This is a genomic window from Pseudomonas cichorii, assembly GCF_018343775.1.
Taxonomy (GTDB): Bacteria; Pseudomonadota; Gammaproteobacteria; order Pseudomonadales; family Pseudomonadaceae; genus Aquipseudomonas; species Aquipseudomonas cichorii.
Genome location: NZ_CP074349.1, coordinates 4022237 through 4042029, shown reverse-complemented (window position 1 = coordinate 4042029; position 19793 = coordinate 4022237). Strand labels below are relative to the sequence as shown.

Annotated in this window: 17 protein-coding genes; 8 read left to right on the top strand and 9 right to left on the bottom strand. The window is 56.7% G+C overall.

What is annotated here, in order from left to right; genetic code table 11:
- Positions 1–14: 14 nt before the first annotated feature.
- A complete protein-coding gene (gene ppnN, locus KGD89_RS16835) occupies positions 15–1388 on the bottom strand; it encodes a nucleotide 5'-monophosphate nucleosidase PpnN (RefSeq protein ID WP_025260940.1) in 1374 nt (457 codons plus the stop codon).
- A gap of 334 nt (positions 1389–1722) precedes the next feature.
- On the opposite strand from ppnN, the gene KGD89_RS16830 reads away from it, so the two are divergent.
- The 4 genes from KGD89_RS16830 to KGD89_RS16815 all read left to right on the top strand — a co-directional run bounded on the left by KGD89_RS16830 (position 1723) and on the right by KGD89_RS16815 (position 6092).
- A complete protein-coding gene (locus KGD89_RS16830; protein WP_025260939.1) occupies positions 1723–2394 on the top strand; it encodes a TIGR04211 family SH3 domain-containing protein in 672 nt (223 codons plus the stop codon).
- 516 nt (positions 2395–2910) lie between these two features.
- Positions 2911–4512, top strand: a complete 1602-nt coding sequence (locus KGD89_RS16825) for a tetratricopeptide repeat-containing response regulator (protein WP_025260938.1) — start codon at positions 2911–2913, stop codon at positions 4510–4512.
- Positions 4509–5201 (top strand): sensor histidine kinase, encoded by a 693-nt coding sequence (locus KGD89_RS16820; protein ID WP_025260937.1) that lies wholly within the window; start codon positions 4509–4511, stop codon positions 5199–5201. The genes KGD89_RS16825 and KGD89_RS16820 overlap by 4 nt, the downstream gene beginning before the upstream one ends.
- A gap of 114 nt (positions 5202–5315) precedes the next feature.
- Entirely contained in the window at positions 5316–6092 is a 777-nt protein-coding gene (locus tag KGD89_RS16815; protein ID WP_025260936.1) for a dTDP-4-amino-4,6-dideoxyglucose formyltransferase, read from the top strand.
- A 39-nt stretch (positions 6093–6131) separates the two neighbouring features.
- Here KGD89_RS16815 and KGD89_RS16810 read toward each other — a convergent pair whose 3' ends face one another.
- The 3 genes from KGD89_RS16810 to vioA all read right to left on the bottom strand — a co-directional run bounded on the left by KGD89_RS16810 (position 6132) and on the right by vioA (position 11543).
- A complete protein-coding gene (locus tag KGD89_RS16810; protein ID WP_025260935.1) occupies positions 6132–9626 on the bottom strand; it encodes a glycosyltransferase in 3495 nt (1164 codons plus the stop codon).
- 73 nt (positions 9627–9699) lie between these two features.
- Positions 9700–10425 carry a class I SAM-dependent methyltransferase gene (locus KGD89_RS16805; protein WP_025260934.1) on the bottom strand — a complete coding sequence of 242 codons (726 nt, stop codon included), beginning with the start codon at positions 10423–10425 and terminating at the stop codon, positions 9700–9702.
- 2 nt (positions 10426–10427) lie between these two features.
- Positions 10428–11543, bottom strand: coding sequence for a dTDP-4-amino-4,6-dideoxy-D-glucose aminotransferase VioA (vioA, locus tag KGD89_RS16800; RefSeq protein ID WP_025260933.1), 1116 nt, complete (start codon positions 11541–11543; stop codon positions 10428–10430).
- Between the two features lie 372 nt (positions 11544–11915).
- On the opposite strand from vioA, the gene KGD89_RS16795 reads away from it, so the two are divergent.
- Both KGD89_RS16795 and KGD89_RS16790 read left to right on the top strand, forming a co-directional pair.
- Positions 11916–13157, top strand: a complete 1242-nt coding sequence (locus KGD89_RS16795) for a glutamine synthetase family protein (protein WP_162883694.1) — start codon at positions 11916–11918, stop codon at positions 13155–13157.
- Between the two features lie 54 nt (positions 13158–13211).
- Positions 13212–14558: an MFS transporter gene (locus KGD89_RS16790; protein WP_025260931.1), complete on the top strand. Its 1347-nt coding sequence runs from the start codon at positions 13212–13214 to the stop codon at positions 14556–14558.
- A gap of 78 nt (positions 14559–14636) precedes the next feature.
- Here KGD89_RS16790 and KGD89_RS16785 read toward each other — a convergent pair whose 3' ends face one another.
- The 4 genes from KGD89_RS16785 to flgA form a co-directional block, all read right to left on the bottom strand.
- Positions 14637–15383 carry a flagellar brake protein gene (locus KGD89_RS16785; protein ID WP_025260930.1) on the bottom strand — a complete coding sequence of 249 codons (747 nt, stop codon included), beginning with the start codon at positions 15381–15383 and terminating at the stop codon, positions 14637–14639.
- Positions 15384–15465: 82 nt separating this feature from the next.
- Positions 15466–15933 (bottom strand): flagella synthesis protein FlgN, encoded by a 468-nt coding sequence (locus tag KGD89_RS16780; protein WP_025260929.1) that lies wholly within the window; start codon positions 15931–15933, stop codon positions 15466–15468.
- Positions 15934–15983: 50 nt separating this feature from the next.
- Entirely contained in the window at positions 15984–16301 is a 318-nt protein-coding gene (flgM, locus tag KGD89_RS16775) for a flagellar biosynthesis anti-sigma factor FlgM (protein ID WP_025260928.1), read from the bottom strand.
- Positions 16302–16463: 162 nt separating this feature from the next.
- Positions 16464–17222, bottom strand: coding sequence for a flagellar basal body P-ring formation chaperone FlgA (gene flgA / locus KGD89_RS16770; RefSeq protein WP_025260927.1), 759 nt, complete (start codon positions 17220–17222; stop codon positions 16464–16466).
- 79 nt (positions 17223–17301) lie between these two features.
- Here flgA and KGD89_RS16765 point away from each other — a divergent pair, with 79 nt between their 5' ends.
- Positions 17302–18234: a chemotaxis protein CheV gene (locus KGD89_RS16765; RefSeq protein ID WP_025260926.1), complete on the top strand. Its 933-nt coding sequence runs from the start codon at positions 17302–17304 to the stop codon at positions 18232–18234.
- A 44-nt stretch (positions 18235–18278) separates the two neighbouring features.
- Positions 18279–19106, top strand: a complete 828-nt coding sequence (cheR, locus tag KGD89_RS16760) for a protein-glutamate O-methyltransferase CheR (RefSeq protein WP_025260925.1) — start codon at positions 18279–18281, stop codon at positions 19104–19106.
- A gap of 149 nt (positions 19107–19255) precedes the next feature.
- Here cheR and KGD89_RS16755 read toward each other — a convergent pair whose 3' ends face one another.
- Positions 19256–19684, bottom strand: coding sequence for a flagellar protein FlhE (locus tag KGD89_RS16755; protein ID WP_074568969.1), 429 nt, complete (start codon positions 19682–19684; stop codon positions 19256–19258).
- Between the last annotated feature and the right edge of the window lie 109 nt (positions 19685–19793).

The window sequence follows — 19793 nt, the reverse complement described above, 5'->3', positions numbered from 1 at the left end:
ACTCAGGTCACTACTCAGGTGACTACCTGATAGCACGGCACATAGGCTGCGCCGCCGGGCAGTTTCATACGATGCTGTTCGACGAATGCCTGCAACAGCTTGTCCAGCGGCTTCATGATCGCCGGGTCGCCATGGATCTGATAAGGACCATGTTCCTCGATCAGGCGAATACCCTTGTCCTTCACGTTGCCCGCCACGATACCGGAGAACGCACGACGCAGATTGGCCGCCAGTTCATGAGGTGGAATCTCATGGTTCAGTTGCAGTTTCGCCATGTTCTCGTGGGTCGGATCGAAGGGGTGCTGGAAGCTTTCTTCGATCTTGAGCAGCCAGTTGAAGTGGAAAGCATCGTTGCGCTCGCGGCGGAACTGTTTGACTTCCTTCAGGCTGCGGGTCATCACCCGGGCAACTTCTGCCGGATCATCGACGATGATCTGGTAGTGCTTCTGCGCGGCTTCACCCAGGGTGGCGCCGACGAAAGCGTGCAGTTGTTGCAGGTAAGGCTCGGTGTTTTTCGGGCCGGTGAGGATCACCGGGAACGGCACATCCCTGTTGTCCGGATGCATCAGGATGCCCAGCAGATACAGGAACTCTTCAGCCGTGCCAGCGCCGCCCGGGAAGATGATGATGCCGTGGCCGACACGCACGAAGGCTTCCAGGCGTTTTTCGATATCCGGCAGGATCACCAGTTCGTTGACGATGGGGTTCGGCGCTTCGGCAGCGATGATCCCGGGCTCGGTCAGGCCCAGGTAGCGACCGCCATTGATACGCTGTTTGGCGTGGGCAATGGTGGCACCTTTCATCGGGCCTTTCATCACGCCCGGACCGCAGCCGGTGCAGATGTCCAGGCTGCGAAGGCCCAGTTCGTGGCCGACTTTCTTGGTGTATTTGTATTCTTCGGTGTTGATCGAGTGACCACCCCAGCACACCACCATCTTCGGCTCTACGCCGGCGCGCAGGGTGCGGGCGTTGCGCAGCAGGTGGAAGACGTAGTCGGTGATGCCATGGGAGTCGCTCAGGTCGATGCGCTGGCTGTCCAGTTCGCTCTCGGTGTAGACAATGTCGCGCAGGGCGCTGAACAGCATTTCGCGAGTGCTGGCTATCATTTCGCCGTCGACGAAGGCGTCCGCGGGTGCGTTGAGCAGTTCCAGGCGAACTCCGCGGTCCTGCTGATGAATGCGAACCTCGAAGTTCTCGTAGGCTTCAAGAATTGTCTTGGCGTTATCGACATGGGCGCCGGTATTGAGAATGGCCAGGGCGCACTGGCGAAAAAGTGTGTAAGTACTGCCTGAACCTGCCGCGCTGAGTTGCTGCACTTCACGTTGGGAGAGGGTTTCGAGGCTGCCTTTGGGGCTGACCGAGGCGTTAATCACTTGTCTTGGGATCATTCTATTTTCCATTAGAGCGATGCATCCGCAGTTGCATCAGGATGGTGAGCATCGATGACGTTCACGCCTGCCCGCATTGTCTACGGCACATGGACGGGAAAGCAAACGCTGTGCACCACAGTCACTGTCTTGAGCATAGTCGCACGGCTGAAACCGTTTGAAATCAGGCAATAACGGGCCTTTTGCCATATGGCTGAATTTTGACGCATGAGGGGCCGATAGTGAACCTGACCCCGTTAAGAGGGTCTGTTAGCTGATGGACTCACTCGACGGACCACAAGGTCAGGAGCCTCAGGGTCTTAATTTCTTATTTCAGACAAAGATAATCATTGCCATGTCTCGTCATCTTTCCGCACTCGTATCTCGTGCACCTGTCCTCTTCAACGCTTCCCGTCGCGCTCTGGGTGCCGGTCTTTTCGGCACGCTGCTGACAGTTTTGACTCCTTATGCCCACGCGGCGGAAAACGATCGCTGGGTCAGCGACAACCTCAGCACATATGTGCGCAGCGGTCCAACCGATGGACACCGCATCGTCGGTACCCTGAAGTCCGGGCAAAAGGTCGATCTGCTTTCGACTCAGGGCAACTACAGCCAGGTCAGGGGCGAGGGCGGCAGCACCGTCTGGATTCTCAGCAGTGACCTGCAGGATGTTGCCGGGCCAGCTGAAAGGGTCCCGCAGTTGACCGAGAAGGTGGAAGAACTGACCGGGCAACTGGCCAATATCGACAACACCTGGAAGACCCGGGTTCAGGGTATGCAGGAAACACTGGATACGCGCAAGAAACTGATCGATGAGCTGGAAGCCCGTACCCTGGCGCTCAATACAGAGCTGACCGACACCCAGTCCGAACTGCGCAACACCCAGGCCCGATTGGGTGACGAAAACAAGCAGGTCATGATGCGTTACATGGTCTATGGCGGCAGCATTGCCGGTATCGGCCTGCTGGTTGGCCTGATCCTTCCTTCCCTGACCCGCAGCCGCAAGCGCAACGACGGCTGGGTCTGATGTGAAATCTGGGAGGAGCAATTAGCCGCCGCGCTGTCGCGCTCTAATGGCGTCTCGCGAATAAATTCGCGCTCATCAAAAAAGACGCAAGACCATGAATTAGAACGTATTTTATGTAGGGTAGAAACGTTATCCGGCGTACATATCCATTATTGATATGTGCTGCTCCTACTGGTTCCGCCGTAAAGGCGCAAGGCGGCCTCAAGCCGAACCATGAATCTGGAAACACCTGCTCCTGTTTACTGCGCGACAGCGCGGTGCCGAGGCGGCGGGTGATCTCCTACGACTATCTCGTTTGCCCAAGACTATTCAGTTTTTCAACCTTCGGTCGAGAAACTGAATAGTCTTGCCAGTTTTCTGGCAGATAGCGGAAAGAATTCCGCAAGTGGAAAACTGTTTAATGGCAACTAGCCATTAGTTATCATGTACGACCTGAAAGTTGGCTGATAAGCCTGATGTAAAGCGTTTTCAGGTTATTGGAAGCACATTTTCACCCTCTGCAAGACAGGAATCTGGATGCTGGCGTACAACCAAAAGAACTTTCTTATCGTCGACGATTTTTCCGATTTTCGGAGTTCGGTAAGATCGATGCTGCGTGAGCTGGGCGTCAAGGAAGTGGATACTGCCGACACCGGCGAGCAGGCCCTGCGCATGTGCTCGCAAAAGCGCTATGACTTCGTCTTGCATGATTTCAACCTGGGTGATGGCCGCAAGAACGGTCAGCAGGTGCTCGAAGACCTGATGGTCGAAAGGCTGTTGAGTTATGAAAGCGTCTTTATCATGGTGACAGCCGAGAACAGCCAGGCCATGGTCATGAGCGCTCTTGAATGGGAGCCCGATGGCTACCTGACCAAACCTTTCAACCGTGCAGGCCTTGCCCAGCGTCTTGAAAAGCTGGTGCAGCGCAAGACCCTGCTCAAGCCGATCCTGCAAGCGCTCGACCGTCGCAAGCCCGCCGAAGTCCTTGCGGCCTGCAATACCCTGATTCAGCAGGACCCACGCTTTGCGCCCTTGTGCCTGCGCTACAAGGCCGACGCCCTGCGTGACCTGAACCAGAACGAGCCTCTGGAAAGCTTCCTCAAGACCATCCTGGCCGACCGGGCTACGCCCTGGGCTTACGGCGCGTTGGGCAACCTGCTGCTCAAGCGCGGCAAGGTGACCGAGGCGCAGGAGGTTTTCGAGCAGGCCATCAAGGCTTTCCCCACCATGCCCGCGCTGTTTGACGGCTTGGCCGAAGTGCTGGTAGCCCGTGGCGATGCCAAACGCGCCCAGAGTGTGCTGGAAAACGCCGTGCGCCTTTCGCCTCTGGCGGTGCGTCGGCAAAAGCTGCTGGGCAAGCTGGCGCTGGGCAACGAAGATTTCGAGAGCGCATCGAAGGCTTATCGCCAGGCTGTTTCCCAGGGGCAGCATTCGCGCTTCAAGGACCCTGAAACCAATCTCGGTCTGGCTCATGCCCTGATCAGCAAGGGCGGTGATCAGGGGCTGGATGCGCGTACCCGTGTCGAGATCAACAACGCTCTGGGCGATGTGGCCAAGGAGCACGGTGAAGACGAAGGCCTGCAAGTGCGTACCCGCTTGATGAAAGCGGCCAGCCTGCAGCATTCGGACCCTGAAATGGCTGCCAAGCTGACTGAACAGGCCATGTCGCGCCTGGACAACCTGGGCCAATTCCTCAGTGCAGAAGCGGCGCTGGTGGTTGCCACCCAGCTCAAGCAACTGGGCCAGGAAGATGCGGGCGCAGGTGTGCTCAAGAACTGTGCAGAAATCTACGGCGATGACCCGGCTGTCATGAAAAGCATCGCCACCATGACTGATGATCCTGCGATTCTGGGAGCCAACAAGGCGGCCATCGATCTCAATATCCAGGGTGTGCGCAGCTACAAGGCCGGTAATCTCACCGAAGCACAGGACATGTTCCGCCGTGCCCTGGCCTTGCAGCCCAAGAACATCAGTATTGCGCTGAACATGGCGCAGTCCTTGCTGCATCCGGGACAGAACCTGGGCGAAGCAGGGCGTGAAGAGTGTCGTGCCACCCTGAAAATGGTCGGCAAGATGCCCGATAGCGACCCACGGTACGACCGTTACCAGAAACTCAAGGAAAGGGCGTTTGGCGCATGAGTGACAAAGAGAACGGACTCGATTTCTCCATGGTGATCGCTTCCACTGTCCATGACATGAAGAACTCACTGGCGACCCTGACTCAGGCCCACAGCGAGTGGCTTGCGCAACTTCCCGGCGAGCAGCGCAGTGCGCCTGAAAACGGCGTGATCGATTACGAGTTCGCCAACCTCAACGGCATGCTGGTACAGCTGCTCGGCATCTACAAGCTGGGTGTCAATCAGCTTCCGTTGCGTCCCGATTATCACGAGCTGGATGATTTCATCGAGGCGCAACTGGCGCATCACCAGGAAGTGCTGGGCAGCCGTGGCATCACTGCCCACTATGTCGTGGATGCCTTGAGCCCGCTGGGCTTCTTCGACCGCGAACTGATCGGTTCGGTGGTGGCCAATATCATCGTCAACGCCATTCGATTTGCCCGTGAGGAAATCGTGATCAGCGCAAGCGAAGAGGACGGCCAGTTGAAGATCGTCATCAATGACGATGGCCCGGGCTATCCGGCGCACATGATCGAGAATCAGGACGATTATGTTCAGGGCATCAACCAGAGCACCGGCAGCACCGGGCTTGGCCTGTACTTCGCCGCACATATCGCTCGCCTGCATGAGCGCAATGGTGTGCGGGGGCGTATCGAGATTGCCAATGGTGGTGTGCTGGGTGGCGGCAAGTTCAGCCTTTACCTGCCTTGAGTCCTTCTTCAGGGACGGTTGGGGTTCACCTTCAGCCGCGCCTTGCGCCTCTCTGGACGTCGCTGCTATATTTTTGACGCGCTGTGCAATTTAACTGGCATATGGATAAATTCCGTGAAGTTGACAGAAGATAATCAGCAGGTTTCGGGGCAGGCGTCGGCAATAAAACTGTTGGTTGTTTCCGATAATCCGCCCCTTTCTGCGGCGTTGATAGAGTGCCTTGAAACGCTGGATAAACGTTTAACTGTCACGCTGGACTTGCGCTATACCTCCTATAACAAAGCGCCCCAGAATATGGTTGAACTGGGGGCTCGCGAGATCAATGTAAAAGACGACACGGTCGTAGACTTCATCATCAGTCATTACGATCTGGTGCTGAGTGTTCATTGCAAACAGCTGTTCCCTAAGCGCCTGGTAGAAGGCGTGCGCTGTATCAACTTCCACCCGGGGTTCAACCCCTTCAACCGTGGCTGGTATCCTCAGGCGTTTTCAATACTCAACGGCCTGCCGGTGGGCGCAACGATTCATGTCATGGATAAAGAAATCGACCATGGCCATATCATTGCCCAGAAGCCGGTAACGATAGGGGCAGGTGAAACGTCGCTTGAGGTTTACAATAACGTCATCGAGGCTGAAAAGGAGTTGATGCGCGAGTACTTGCCGCGAATCCTGCAAGGCCGCTACGAAGTCTTCAAACCGCTGTCCGAAGGTAATTACAACGGTATCAAGGACTATAATGAACTGTGTGAGTTGAACCTGGATGAAGTGGGCTCTTTGCGGGATCACATTAATCTGTTGCGTGCGACCTCACATGGCAACTTCAAGAATGCTTATTTCCATGATGAGCTGGGTGAGAAGTATTTCATCAGGGTTGTATTGGATAAAGCCTGATAAAGGCATCACGTCCTTGTGATGCCTCCATAATTGGCCTTATTGAGGCCTTGCCCAGACAGCCTGCCAGTCCCGCAGATTCGTCGTATCCAGCATCCAGTTCTCCCTCACTTCGCGCCTTAACTCATCCCCGAGACGGGCACATTCATCGGGTTGATTGATGTGTGCCTCGATAGCCGCAATCCAGGCCGGGGTTTCATTGCTGACAGCCGTTACCGGCAGGCTGCCTTCGGTACACAGAGTATCGCTGCAGATCACCGGGTAGCCGCAAGCCCCGAACTCCAGCAGGGAAACCGGGCTCTTGCTCTGAGTGCTCAGGCTCGACTGAGCCGGAACCAGCACAAGGTCCAAATTCAGGCTGGCCAGCAGTTCAGGGTACAGAACGCCTTCCACCGGAGAGCGCAGTTCATGGATGTACGGGCGCAACCAGCGCGAGCATGGGCCCATGATCACCCATTCCACCTTGTCGGCGAGAGCCTCGATCACGCCGGACAGGATCAGCAGGTCGGCCTGTTGATCGGCCGTGCCGACCCAGCCAATGCGAGGCTTGTCACGGGTTTTGCGCTGGCTTTGCACATTCAGCCAGATATCGGGCGACAACCTGGTCGGGATCACTTGAATGTTCGGGTGCGCATCCCGGACAAGATCCGCCAGAGCCTGTGTCGGCACGGTGACGGCGTCCACCAGTTCCAGCGCACTGCGTAACGAGGATGCCGACTCAAGGCCTGTCGGGTATTGGGGCAGGTCAAAGGTTACCCAGGCATTGGTGTGTTCCTTGATGGAACCGATGGCCTCTATTTGCGATGCCGTGATCGAACCTTGCAGCACAACCGTGTCCGGGCTCAAGCGTGCGACTTCGGGCAGCGACAGAGGGTTGTTGCTCAGAACACCGTCCACGGCCAGGGCAGTCCCCAGCAATTGCAGTGGCTGGGCAATGCGAGTGCCTGCATGAAGACCGTCCGGTTGCACCAGAACCACGGGCAGCGGACGGTGGATCAGCGGACGCCATGCCAGTTGCGGGTTGTCTTGGCTGACAAAGCTGCCGGCCTGCAACGTCAGGTTGGTGTTGTAGGCCGGGTCCCAGGCCATGTAATGCAGCCAGCGGTGATGCAGTGCTCGCCGGGCGAAGTCCATGGCTTCTGCATCGATGGCTTGAGGGGCAGAGCGCAGCTGGATGACGGTATGAGGCGTCCAGACCACCAGATGCTGGGCATCGCGGACCCTGAGGCAGAGATCGACATCGCTGAAGTACTGGTAGAACAGATGCTCTTCCAGACCCTGTATATCGTCGAACAGTGACTTGCGAATCATCAGGCATGCGCCGCTGACCGCGCTGTAGTTCTGCTCGGTTTCCAGGCGCTGCGCAAAGGATGCCGAGGCTGCGGGTTCGCCGCCCGTGACCGGTTGTGCGGTGTCCTGAAGGCCGACAATGATACCTGCGTTGGCGAGGCTGCCGTCTGCGGCAAGAATTTTTGCGCCGACCACGCCGACTTCAGGCCGTTGCGCCTGATTGAGCAGGTTGTGCAGCCAGTCCTTGTGCAGGATGGCTGCATTGTCGGCCAGGAGCAGCAGGTATTGGCCTTGTGCCTGTTGAGCGGCGCTATTGAGTAGGGCGGACGGGTTCAGGGTCTGCTGGTGACGCACGACGCGGATCTTGTCCGATTGCAGCGAATCGATGTTTGCCAGCCATTCAATGCTTTGCGCTGACTGGCTGTTATTGTCGCTGATCAGGATTTCATAGTTCGGATAGGCCGTGTTTTCCAGAACGCTCTCTACGCACGGCAACAAGGTTTCCAACTGATCATTGGAGCTGACAATGATGGAAACCAGCGGCTGCTCGGCGTGGCCATAGGTGATCCGGTAATGGCCTGACTCGGTAGTCTGGATTTCACTGTCGCCATAGCCACGAGCGAACAGGTGGCGCTGCAGCGTGCGGATCTCGTCGTTGTTGTACTGAGGCCGGGCCTGTGGCGCGAGCACCAGCGGTTCGGTCGCATGGGCAAACTCGGTAAAGTCCGGGTGCTCGATCATGCGCAGGATCAGATCCAGCTCTATGGCTTGTGCATGATCGGGATTGAAACCGCCCACCAGCAGGGTTTTCTCTCTGCTGAACAGCCAGTTGCGGCTGGTTGCCGAAGGGCTGGCCAGCAGGTAGTCGAGGCTGAATTCAGGTCGCAGGCCCAGGCTGGCGCCGTCCTGATTTTCGAGTGCGATTTCATCGCCGAACAGGGCGCAGGCGTGTGGCGCGTCAATCAGTTTCAGTGCCGCGCTCAACAGGCCGCTTTGCGTGAACGTAGTCCCCGCGTCGACCAGTACCCACCAGTCGTGTTCGTTTTCTGCCATCAGGTCATTGATGACGATGGCGCGATCCTGCTCAGTGGCGCTCAACCAGGGCAACTGGGCTTGTAGCGGTGTCTGATTCGACGTGTCGTAATCGGCGAGGATGAACACCTTGAGCTTGTCCAGCAGTTGCGGGTCGCTGGCCAGACTCTGCACGGTGGCGAGGACGCTTTCGGGCTGCTGATTGAAGTCCGACACGACAATGGCAATCGTCGGGCCGCCACCATGATCCTGCAGGTGCTGCCTGATCAGGGTCTGTTGCGGGACCGTAGGCCTGCGGGTACCCAGCCAGCTGGCGACCTGCTGGTTGCGGCGCTGGTTCTCCGGGCGCCGGTCGAAATAGGCAACCAGGTCAAGTTCCTGGATATTGTCACGCTGCGACAGCGGAGCGATCTTGACGGTGCGGTTCTGCTCTTCCGGGCGTACCCAGCCAAGCTCACGGGTGATGCGGTGATAATCGGCGCGACGTTGTCTCGGGAGTTCAGGGTTAGTGCGGCAGACTTCGCTGCTCTGCTGATCGGAAACCCGGAAGTACGAAAGCGGACGTGCAAGCATCGCCAGATTGCCCTGGCGAAGCAGCTTCACAAACAGCGCAACGTCCGCCAGGCCCCAGATGAATATGCCTTTGAGCGACATGATTTCATTGCCGAACACCAGCGCATCTTCGCGACGGAACATGACGGAGCTGGGTTCGCCAATGAAGTTGATCGGGTACTGGGCAATGAACGACACCAGTTCCGGGCCATTGATCACGACATTGCGCCCGAACGGGTTGCGGGTGGCCATGTTGTCCTGCATGAACTGGCCTTTGTCGTCTACCAGTTTGCGGGTGGCGCAGACCATCTTGATGTCGGGGCTGTCGTGCAGAACATCGAAGAGCAGGCGTACGCAGTCGGGGACCAGAATGTCGTCGTCGTACAGAAACTTGATGAACTGACCACGGGCCAGGCTGATGGCGCGGGCACCGTTGTGCTCTTCGCCCAGGCCAACCGGGTTTCTCTCGTAGCGGATGGGCCAGCGGCTGCCCGGGCTGAGTTTGTCGACGATGTTCTTGATGGCCTCGGTCGGGCAATCGTCGCAGATGACGATTTCAACGTCGTCGTGGTTCTGGCTGATCGCGCTGGCAAGCGCGGTCTCGAAGAAAGTGGCCTTGTAAGCCGGGATGACAATACTGACCAGACGTGAAGAACTCATCGCAATACCACGTGTGAAGAGAGTAGGGAGGACCAGCCGTTCAACGGGGTCGGTGCAAGTGGGCAAGGTTCGCTCAGCACTTGCGGCCTATGTACAGAACCGATTGCTCGGTAATGCCGTGCTGTTTGAATACCCCGTCACCGAAGGCTTGGGTGCCCAGGGCATCGATCTGGAATCCGGCTGTTTCCAGGCGGGTCACGAAGTCATGTTTGGCGTACATGCGCACATGATCGTCCTGGCCAAAACGCGCCCAGCGCTCATCCACGTTTTCTTCGTCCGGATCTTCGTCGGTTGTGGTGGCGGTCAGCAGCAAAGGCACCATCAGAATCGCCGAGCCGCCCTTGGCCAGCACGCGGTACAGCTCGGACATGGCTTTGGCATCGTCACGTACGTGTTCGAGTACATGGGAGCAGACGATGAAATCGAATGACTCATTGGGATAGATGTTCATGTCCATGATGTCGACCTTGTCATCTGCCATGGGCGAAAACAGGTCTGCCGAGCGATACCGGGCATTGGGCAGGCTGCGCAGGAATCTGGACAGGACCGGGGCTGGCGCGATGTCCAGGATGCGCAGTTCCTTGCCTTGCGGGTTGTTCAGCATATGCATGGAAAACAATGCATAGAGCCGGTCGCGATCCGAGGCCGCGCATTCAGGGCAACTGTACTGGCTGACATTGAGTGTTTCGTAGTCCTCCATCGAGTAGTGGACATTCAAACGATGGGCGGCTTCCAGATAGGTTCGACCCAGGGGATAGAAGTTCGGAAAACGGCAGGAGCAGACCGGGCACGTTCGCATGTTCAGTTCTCATTACTTGCAGTGACAATCACATCGATGATGCTATTGAAGGCTTCATCGGTGAGGCTGTCGAAAATGGGCAGACAAAGGATCTGGTTGGACAGGTCGGTTGCGATAGGCAAGCGATCGGGCTTGGCTGAGTCCAGGCCTCTGTACATCGGGAAGGTGGAAATCAGTGGGTAGAAATAGCGGCGTGCGAGGATGTTGTTGTCGCGCATGCGTTGATAAAGGTCATCGCGGGAAACGGCAAACTCTTTTCTGACCAGCACCGGGAAGTACGAGTAATTGTGCTTCTCGGTGCTCTGCCAGACGATGTCGATACCGGGCACCGAGGCCAGTGCAGCGCGATAGCGTTCGTCGATGCGCTGGCGCTTCAGCAGCGCCTGGTCGATATGTTTCAGCTGCAAAAGGCCGAATGCGGCATTCACTTCGCTCATCTTGCCGTTGATGCCAGGCGCGACCACGGTGACTTCATCGGCAAAGCCGAAGTTCTTCAGGTAGTCGATGCGTTGTTTGGTTTTCGCATCCGGGCTGACGATGGCGCCGCCCTCGAAGGTGTTGAACACCTTGGTGGCGTGAAAACTCAGTACCGACAGGTCGCCGTGGTTGAGCAGGCTCTCGCCACGGAACTGCACGCCGAAGGCATGGGCCGCGTCGTAGATGACTTTCAGGCCGTAACGGTCGGCAATCTGCTGGATGCGGTCCACATCGCAAGGGATTCCGTAGCAATGCACGGGCATGATTGCCGTGGTCGCCGGGGTAATGGCTTCTTCGATACGGTCGGGGTCCAGGCTGTAGGTGTTGGGGTCGATATCGACGAACACCGGAGTCAGGCCATTCCAGAGCAGGGAGTGAGCGGTGGCGACGAAGGAGTAGGGCGTGGTGATGACTTCGCCCTTGATCCGCAGGGCCTGGATAGCGGTCATCAGTGCCAGGGTGCCATTGGAAAACAGCGACAGATGCTGGACGCCCAGATACTCGGCCAGCTCTTTTTCAAGCTGCTGGTGAAACGGGCCGCCGTTGGTGAGTTGGTGGCTTTGCCAGATCTGTTCGAGGTAGGGAATGAATTCCTCAAGAGGCGGTAACAGGGGACGAGTTACGGGAATCGGTGCGCTCATGGAGAGTTCTCTACTCGTGTCGCAGATGATTGCTGCTCGACAGGACATTTCTTGACGCCTTCCCTGTTCACGAGAATGGCTTTGACATAAAAATGGCAGCCGAACTGTTTTGCCGATGGTAAAAGCAAGAAGTCGGCCAAGAGTGCCGTGCCGCGTTTCTGGTGCTCCGGGTTGTGATCCTGTCGATGAAGGCTTGATATTGAGAACGCCCGATGCGTATTTTGTAGTGATTGCCGCCTGGCAGCCCCATGACAATCAAAGGACTGAGCAATGACCTGCAGTGACCCCCATTCCCTTGCGCAACGGTTGGTGGGCATCGATGAGGTGGAGTGTGTGACACCGGATCTGAATGGCGTGCCACGAGGCAAGGTGATGACCGCTGCCGGTTTCCTTGAGGGGCGCCGCCTGCAACTGGCCAGTGGTGTATTGCTGCAATGCATCATGGGAGGCTATCCACCCGCGCGCTTTTACAGCAGTGATGATGGCGACCTTGCTCTGGTCGCTGATCCGCAACAGATCCATCGCCTGCCCTGGAGCGAGCAGCCGCGTGCGTTGGCGATCTGTGACGCCGATAACCTGAGTGGTGAAGGTTGCGAGTTGTCGACGCGTGTGCAGTTGAAGGCCGTCATTGCTCGCTATGCCGAGCGCGGTCTGGCGCCGGTGGTGGCGACCGAACTCGAATTCTTTGTCTTTGCTCCCAACCCTGATCCCGCTCTGGCTTTTGTGCCGCCGCTGGGGCTGGATGGTCGGCGTGAAGAAGGTTTTTCGGCCTTCAGTATCAGTTCCAATAATGGCCTGCGCCCGTTCTTCAAGGAGGTCTACCGATGCATGGCGGAACTGGGACTGCCACGTGACACGGTCATGCATGAGATGGGCGTCAGCCAGTTCGAGATCAATCTGTGGCATGGCGACCCTTTGCTGCTGGCCGACCAGACCTTCCTGTTCAAGCACCTGCTCAAGGAGGTCGGGCTCAAGCACGGTCTGAACGTGGTGTGCATGGCCAAGCCGTTGGCGCAGACGGCGGGCAGTTCGATGCATATTCACCAGAGTGTGGTGGAGTCGGCGTCGGGGCGTAATGTATTCAGTGATGAAAGCGGCCAGCCGACAGAGGTTTTCCGGCATTTCATTGGTGGGCAGCAGGCTTGCCTTGTCGATTTCACCGCGTTGTTTGCGCCTCATGTGAACTCTTACCAACGGCTGTTTCATCCTTATGCCTCGCCCAACAATGCGTGCTGGTCCTACGATAATCGCAGCGCTGGGCTACGTATTCCGGCGAGTGCGGCCCAGGCCAGAAGAGTGGAAAATCGTCTGCCGGGTGCCGACGCCAATCCTTATCTGGCCATTGCGGCAAGCCTGGCGGCAGGTCTGTATGGCATCGAACACAGACTGGAGTCCACAGCGCCGATCCAGGGTGAAATTGTGGTGCCGCAAGAATTGGCATTGCCTTGTACCTTGCATGCTGCTCTGGAGCGTCTGAAGCGCAGTCCGTTGGCCAAGGAACTGTTTGGTCAGGTGTTTATCGAAGGCTACATCGCCTCGAAGACCATGGAGCTGACCAGTTTTCTTGATGAAATAACCCCCTGGGAGCGGCGTGTGCTGGGTGCCCAGGTCTAAGAACCGTTGTTTTGGCGTCGCCTGTACGGGCGACTCTTTATTTTTGGAATGTCCATGCGTCAAATCTGGAAGTCTTTTCGGGGTCTGTATTTCGCTTCGCTGATGATGTTGATCGGCTCGGGTCTTTTAAGCACCTACCTGGCCTTGCGGCTGGCGGCCGATGAGGTCGACGGTCTGTGGATCGGTGCGATGATGGCCGCCAACTATTTCGGGTTGGTGCTGGGTGGCAAGGTGGGTCATCGCCTGATCGGCCGGGTAGGGCACATCCGTGCCTATGCGACCTGCGCCGGGATCGTGGGCGCTGCGGTGCTGGGGCTTGGGTTGATCAACTGGCTGCCGGCCTGGCTGTTCCTGCGCATGATCGTCGGGTTGGGGATGATGTGTCAGTACATGGTGGTCGAAAGCTGGCTCAACGAGCAGGCGGCGGCACGCCAGCGAGGCATGGTCTTCAGCGGCTACATGATTGCGTCGTACCTGGGGCTTGTCTTGGGACAACTGATTCTGGTGGTTCACCCAGGGCTCGGGCCTGAGCTGCTGATGCTGATCGCCATGTGTTTTGCCCTCTGTCTGGTGCCGGTGGCCATGACCCGCAGCATTCACCCGGCGCCGTTGCGTCCTGCTCCGCTGGAACCGCGCTTTTTCATCAGCCGCGTGCCGCAGTCGTTGACCACCGTGCTGGCGTCCGGGCTTATCGTCGGTGCCTTCTATGGTCTGGCGCCGCTGTATGCCGCCCAGCAAGGTCTGTCGACCGAGCATGTGGGCATGTTCATGGGCTTCTGCATTCTTGCCGGCCTGCTGGTGCAATGGCCGCTGGGCCTGTTGTCCGATCGTTATGACCGGGCGCACCTGATGCGCGCTTTTGCAGGTGTTCTGGTGCTGGCCTCCTTGCCGCTTGCCGTTTTGCCGAGCATGCCGCTGGAAATGCTGTTTATAGTGGGTTTCGTCGCTTCTCTGGTGCAGTTCAGCCTGTATCCACTGGCGGTGGCCTTTGCCAATGACCACGTTGAAGGTGAGCGGCGGGTATCGCTGACAGCAATGCTGCTGATGACTTTCGGGATTGGCGCCAGTATCGGCCCGCTGGTAGCTGGCGCCCTGATGAAACAGTTCGGCAGCAACATGCTTTATGCGTTTGTGTGTTTCATATCACTGGTGCTGGCGCTGCTGACACGTCCTAAAGCGGTTACCCATCAGCATCAGGTGGATGACGCGCCGTTGCATCACGTGGCAATGCCGGACAGCATGTCCAGTTCGCCACTGGTGGTCGCGCTTGACCCGCGTGTCGACGAGCAGGTGGTTCAGGAGCAGATGCAGGCCACGGTTGAGCCGGAGCCGGAGTCAGAGCCGAAAGCCAGTGCTGAATCGTCGGTGAGGCTTGAAGACGAGGAAATCAATCGGCCTTGATGGGAGGGCGGAACTGCAAGCCAGAAGCCGCAAGTCAAAAGCTTGTAGCTTGAAACTTGCAGCTTTCAGCCACCTCTATCAAAAATCGTCGTCTTTATCGAACCGACGTGCTTCGCGTTGCAGTTGATAAACGAAGCGCTCCACCTGGCGCTGTACCAGGCCGCTCATGTTGTGGAAGCGTACGCCTGCGAAGGTGGTGTGGAATCTTTCTTCAAAGTGCAGGTAGCGCAGTTCCACCGGTGCGGTCATCGCGCCGAAAGGCAGCTTGGCGATGAAGCGTTCGTACACTTGGCCCAGTTGCATGCGCTCGGACACATCGCCCTCGAAGCGCAGCTTGCAGCCGGTTGCCGAGATATCTAGGAGTTTGCCGACCAGAGGGGATTTGAGTCTGTCGCCACCGATTTCAATGTCGACCAGTTGTGCGAGCTTGAGGGCTGCACGGAAGGCGTTGCGACGCTGGTGGTAGATCACTTCGGTGGGCAGGGGGCCGCGGTAGAGGCGCTGGCCATCCACGTCGACGATGGTCATCTGCTCCGAGTTTTCCCAGGCGATGCGCACACCGTCGTGGAAGCCTTCGACCCTGAACGATTCGCCATTGGCCAGGAATCGTTCACCGTCGCGTGGAATCATTTCATCGAGGGCCATGACGTTACTGTCACGATCAACCTCGATCAGGTAGCTCTGGAAGCGTTGGGCGCGCTCATGAAAGGTAATGATCAGTGGATCATTATGTTCATGTAGTAACCGCAGGTTGGCGGCAATTTCCAAAGGTGTATTGAGGACCTTCGGGGGCTGCGGAGCATCATCCGCGCTTGAGCCATTCACGTTTTAACTTCTCCAGGCAAAATACTACGGCAACGCAACAACAGGCATTCTGCCACTACGCACTAAACCTTGAAACAGGAAGTTACGCCTGACTGAGAGGACGTGGCCTTGCTCTTCCTGCGGTCGATCCACGGCTGTCATACAGCGTCGGGGTATCGGCACCCTTCAAGATGCGGAGCTGGTGAGCGGTTGTCACCTGCTGCAACTGGATAAGACTACCATTTTGCTCGTTGATAGCCTGGCACTCAGCGATCAATGCGCTCAGTTCATCGCTCGCGGCGATAAGCTGTTCGCCCACATCCGAATGGCTGGCCAGCTCCTGGAGACCTTTGCGGTTCGCAGGTAGCCCAAGGCCGGCAAGTAACTGGCTGCGCCTGCGGCCATGTTGCTCGAGGAGAATCACCAGCGCCTGTTTCTGCGCCAGGATATGTTCCATCTCGCCCATGTCGCGACCGTGCAGAACCAGTGACTCGGCATGCAGCAACTCAAGCAGTTGCCGGGTTGGAACCATGCCGTCGGTGATCATCTGAAGCAAAGTAGTATCTTGCATCGCATGCTCTGGTTTTCAAGCGTCCAGATTATCCACCGCAAGCACAGGGCTTAGCGTTGGGTTTCGAAGTTGAGCAGTTTGCTGGCTACGCGGTTGCTGTCCACTGTGTAGGTGCCGTCTGCAATCGCCTGCTTCAACTCGGCGACGCGAGCGCTGTTGACGGTTGGCAGGTCGCCCAACTTATCAGTGATCTTCTGCAACTGCTGAGCCTCACTGCTCAAATGAACGGATTCTCCGGTGCCTTTGACGTTTGCAGCCGTTGCTGCAGATTCGGGTGCGCCGGTTTTACCGCTTTCCTTTGTAGTCCCGGTGCGCGAAACGCTACCGGCAGACTGTGAATTTCCAAGGCGACTGAAATCGATGACCATGATTGAAAAAACCTCTTGGGTGTTTGGACGCTTGCCTTGTTTTCGGCCCAACCCAAAAAAACTTTAGGCTTTGTGTGAAAAGCATATGGAACGGGCTTTCCACCGCGGGAATATGCACCGCAGTCTAGGAAAAACGCGCGTTCGACGCCAGCCTCAATCGATCTACATTGCGACTTCCACCTGCCCGGGGCCGATAATATTGGCCTTGATGACGCGATTGGAATTCAGGTTTTTCACCCGTATCTGCTCGTTGAAACCGCCATCGGACAGCGCCTCGCCGGGCATACGCACCGCCAGCGAGCCGCTGCGGGCGGTAATGACCACCTGGTCGCCCTTGCGAACCATCTGTGGCTGTTCCAGAAATACTGGTGACATGACCTGGTCGATGACCGTTGGTCGGATTACCTTTTGCCCGACTGCCTGATCCAGTGAAGAGAGGAAACCCAGGCCCAGGCTGCCGATGTCCCTTTCCCTCAACATGACATCGTCCTGCGACACAATACTGTCGCGTTTCAGGGGACGTACCGACACCACCACATTGCGAAACAGCTTCACTTCCGCCGGCACAAACACAGTCCATGGGGATGAGCCTTCACAGCGTACACGTACGCTCACTCTGCCCAATGGCTTGGCGCTTTCCAGTTTTGCTGTCAAATCCTTGTCACAGGAGCCCATGCGCATTCTGGGGTCCAACTGCCTCACCTGAATTTCAAAACGGCCTTCAATCTGGTTGCTCGCTAAATAGTCTTCTACTGTGAACTCAAGAAACCCCTGTGTGACGCCGATAAGCTGTTCAGGCAGTGTGAAATTCTCGGCGCGGCCGTAGTTTGCAGTGCTTGAAAGGCACAGGAGAGCGATCACGCAGAGCAGTCTGCGGGTTTCCAGTTTCAGGTGTCGAAAAATTGTCGTCTTTGTGTTCATGGCGTATAAAAAGCAAGGCTCGTGCCGCTTGCCAAATCTGGTGCGTGGCGAACGGTGGCTTTTGTTAAGGGGGTCGGGCATGGCGGGTGTAATGGATTCGGTGAACCAGCGAACTCAGCTGGTCGGTCAGAATCGCCTTGAGCTGCTGTTGTTCCGTCTTGACGGCAAGCAGCTCTATGGGATCAACGTATTCAAGGTTAAAGAAGTACTGCAATGCCCGAAACTGACTGTCATGCCCAAGTCCAGCCGGATTGTGCGTGGTGTGGCCAACATTCGCGGTGGCACGATCCCGATCATGGATCTGGCAATGGCGACGGGCTCGACCGGAATGATTTCGCTGGTTAATTCCTTCGTCATCATTACTGAGTACAACACCAAGGTTCAGGGTTTTCTGGTGCATTCGGTCGAACGCATCGTGAACATGAACTGGGAAGAGATTCATCCGCCACCCAAGGGCACCGGGCGCGACCACTATCTGACGGCCGTGACTCGTGTCGACAATCAGTTGGTGGAAATCATCGACGTCGAGAAGATTCTCGCCGAGGTGGCGCCGATTACCGAGGGTGTTTCCCACGGCGTTATCGACGAAGAGACTCACAGCAAGGCCGTTTCGTTGCGGGTGCTGACGGTCGATGACTCGTCGGTTGCACGCAAGCAGGTGAGTCGCTGCCTGGAAACGGTCGGTGTCGAGGTGGTTGCCTTGAACGACGGTCGTCAGGCGCTGGATTACCTGAAGGCAATGGTTGAAGAGGGCAAGAAACCTGAAGAAGAGTTTCTGATGATGATCTCCGACATTGAAATGCCGGAGATGGATGGCTATACCCTTACAACAGCCATACGCAATGATCCACGAATGCAGAAGTTACACATCACCTTGCATACTTCGCTTTCCGGGGTATTCAATCAGGCGATGGTAAAGAAAGTGGGTGCTGACGATTTTCTCGCGAAATTTCGACCTGATGACCTGGCGGCCAGGGTCGTGGCGCGGATCAAGGCGGCAGATAATAGCTAGGGGCGTCGCCCTTGGTGGTTCACATGATTTTGAGAGGCGGCACCTTGTCTACAGGTAATTTGGATTTTGAACAGTTCCGGGTCTTTCTGGAAAAAGCCTGTGGCATCTTGCTGGGGGAAAACAAGCAGTACCTGGTCTCCAGCCGTCTCAACAAGCTGATGGAGCAGCAGGGGCTCAAATCGTTGGGCGAACTGGTACAGCGTATCCAGTCCCAGCCTCGCAGTGGTTTGCGTGAGCAGGTGGTCGATGCGATGACAACCAACGAAACCCTGTGGTTTCGTGATACCTATCCCTTTGAGGTGCTGAAGAACAAGGTGCTGCCCGAGCAGATCAAGGCCAGCCCCGGTCAGCGTTTGCGCATCTGGTCGGCCGCCTGTTCATCCGGCCAGGAACCGTATTCGCTGTCGATGTCCATCGACGAGTTCGAGCGCAGCAATCCGGGCCAGCTCAAGGCGGGTGCACAGATCGTTGCAACCGACCTGTCCGGCTTGATGCTCACCAACTGCAAGACGGGCGAGTACGACAGCCTGGCAATCGGCCGCGGCCTGTCGCCGGATCGTCTGCAGCGCTACTTCGACGTGAAAAGTCCGGGTCGCTGGGTGGTGAAGGCTCCGATCAAGAGCCGTGTCGAGTTCCGCTCGTTCAACCTGCTCGACAGCTACGCAAGCCTGGGCAAGTTCGACATCGTGTTTTGCCGCAACGTGTTGATCTACTTCTCGGCCGAAGTGAAGAAAGACATCCTGCTGCGCATCCACGGCACGCTCAAGCCGGGTGGCTACCTGTTCCTGGGTGCTTCCGAAGCGCTTAACGGCTTGCCGGATCATTATCAGATGGTTCAGTGCAGTCCTGGGATTATCTACAAGGCCAAGTGATGGTGGTTGTAGGTATGAGCATGAAAGAGACCTTCGGGTCTCTTTTTTGTTGGGTCGAAATTTTTAATGGGCCCTGATAAGAAGCCGGGCGTGAGCTTGCTGAATCACTGATGTTGAATTTCAATGATTCGGCAAGCTTTTAGTCGTTATTAGTTTTCCCAGCTAACAATGACTTGTGCCAAGCCGCCAGATACCGGGCCGAATGAGCTTGCGCTATAAATTCGGTGATATATGAAAAATGGTTTGTCTGGGGATCTGTTGTTGAAGAAAGTCGTTGATCCGCTTTTGAGATTGGTTACATTGTAGCAAGAGTTGGTATCCCCTTGGCATAGATAGGCTGTAAAGGTTGCATTGGCAGGTATTGCGCCGATTTTGTAGTTCCACCTGACAATGTTTATTTTGCCAGTGGCAGGAGGGGAGCCTACAATACGAAAGTTTGTAGTGTTCCAAATGTTTGAAGAGTACGTTGTGTTAACTACTGCCTCTTGAGAATAAGCGGCTCCTACTGCAAAGGCATTGCTGCCAACGGTAGCCAATACCAGTGCTGCTGCACACCCAAGAATACCTTTTCTTTTCATTTTCAAGATTCCTTCTAATTCATGAGTTCGCATTCGTTGCGAAGCGCTTGCCTGTCCAGGCAGGCTGCGCTGGCTTTATACCGCCTCATTTTTATTGCGGCAATAGAGT

What these genes read in the sequence shown, in the direction of transcription:
- ppnN (WP_025260940.1), bottom strand. Translation starts at nt 1,388, where the DNA reads ATGATCCCAAGACAAGTGATTAACGCCTCGGTCAGCCCCAAAGGCAGC.
- KGD89_RS16830 (WP_025260939.1), top strand. Translation starts at nt 1,723, where the DNA reads ATGTCTCGTCATCTTTCCGCACTCGTATCTCGTGCACCTGTCCTCTTC.
- KGD89_RS16825 (WP_025260938.1), top strand. Translation starts at nt 2,911, where the DNA reads ATGCTGGCGTACAACCAAAAGAACTTTCTTATCGTCGACGATTTTTCC.
- KGD89_RS16820 (WP_025260937.1), top strand. Translation starts at nt 4,509, where the DNA reads ATGAGTGACAAAGAGAACGGACTCGATTTCTCCATGGTGATCGCTTCC.
- KGD89_RS16810 (WP_025260935.1), bottom strand. Translation starts at nt 9,626, where the DNA reads ATGAGTTCTTCACGTCTGGTCAGTATTGTCATCCCGGCTTACAAGGCC.
- KGD89_RS16805 (WP_025260934.1), bottom strand. Translation starts at nt 10,425, where the DNA reads ATGCGAACGTGCCCGGTCTGCTCCTGCCGTTTTCCGAACTTCTATCCC.
- vioA (WP_025260933.1), bottom strand. Translation starts at nt 11,543, where the DNA reads ATGAGCGCACCGATTCCCGTAACTCGTCCCCTGTTACCGCCTCTTGAG.
- KGD89_RS16795 (WP_162883694.1), top strand. Translation starts at nt 11,916, where the DNA reads ATGACCGCTGCCGGTTTCCTTGAGGGGCGCCGCCTGCAACTGGCCAGT.
- KGD89_RS16790 (WP_025260931.1), top strand. Translation starts at nt 13,212, where the DNA reads ATGCGTCAAATCTGGAAGTCTTTTCGGGGTCTGTATTTCGCTTCGCTG.
- KGD89_RS16780 (WP_025260929.1), bottom strand. Translation starts at nt 15,933, where the DNA reads ATGCAAGATACTACTTTGCTTCAGATGATCACCGACGGCATGGTTCCA.
- flgM (WP_025260928.1), bottom strand. Translation starts at nt 16,301, where the DNA reads ATGGTCATCGATTTCAGTCGCCTTGGAAATTCACAGTCTGCCGGTAGC.
- flgA (WP_025260927.1), bottom strand. Translation starts at nt 17,222, where the DNA reads ATGAACACAAAGACGACAATTTTTCGACACCTGAAACTGGAAACCCGC.
- KGD89_RS16765 (WP_025260926.1), top strand. Translation starts at nt 17,302, where the DNA reads ATGGCGGGTGTAATGGATTCGGTGAACCAGCGAACTCAGCTGGTCGGT.
- KGD89_RS16755 (WP_074568969.1), bottom strand. Translation starts at nt 19,684, where the DNA reads ATGAAAAGAAAAGGTATTCTTGGGTGTGCAGCAGCACTGGTATTGGCT.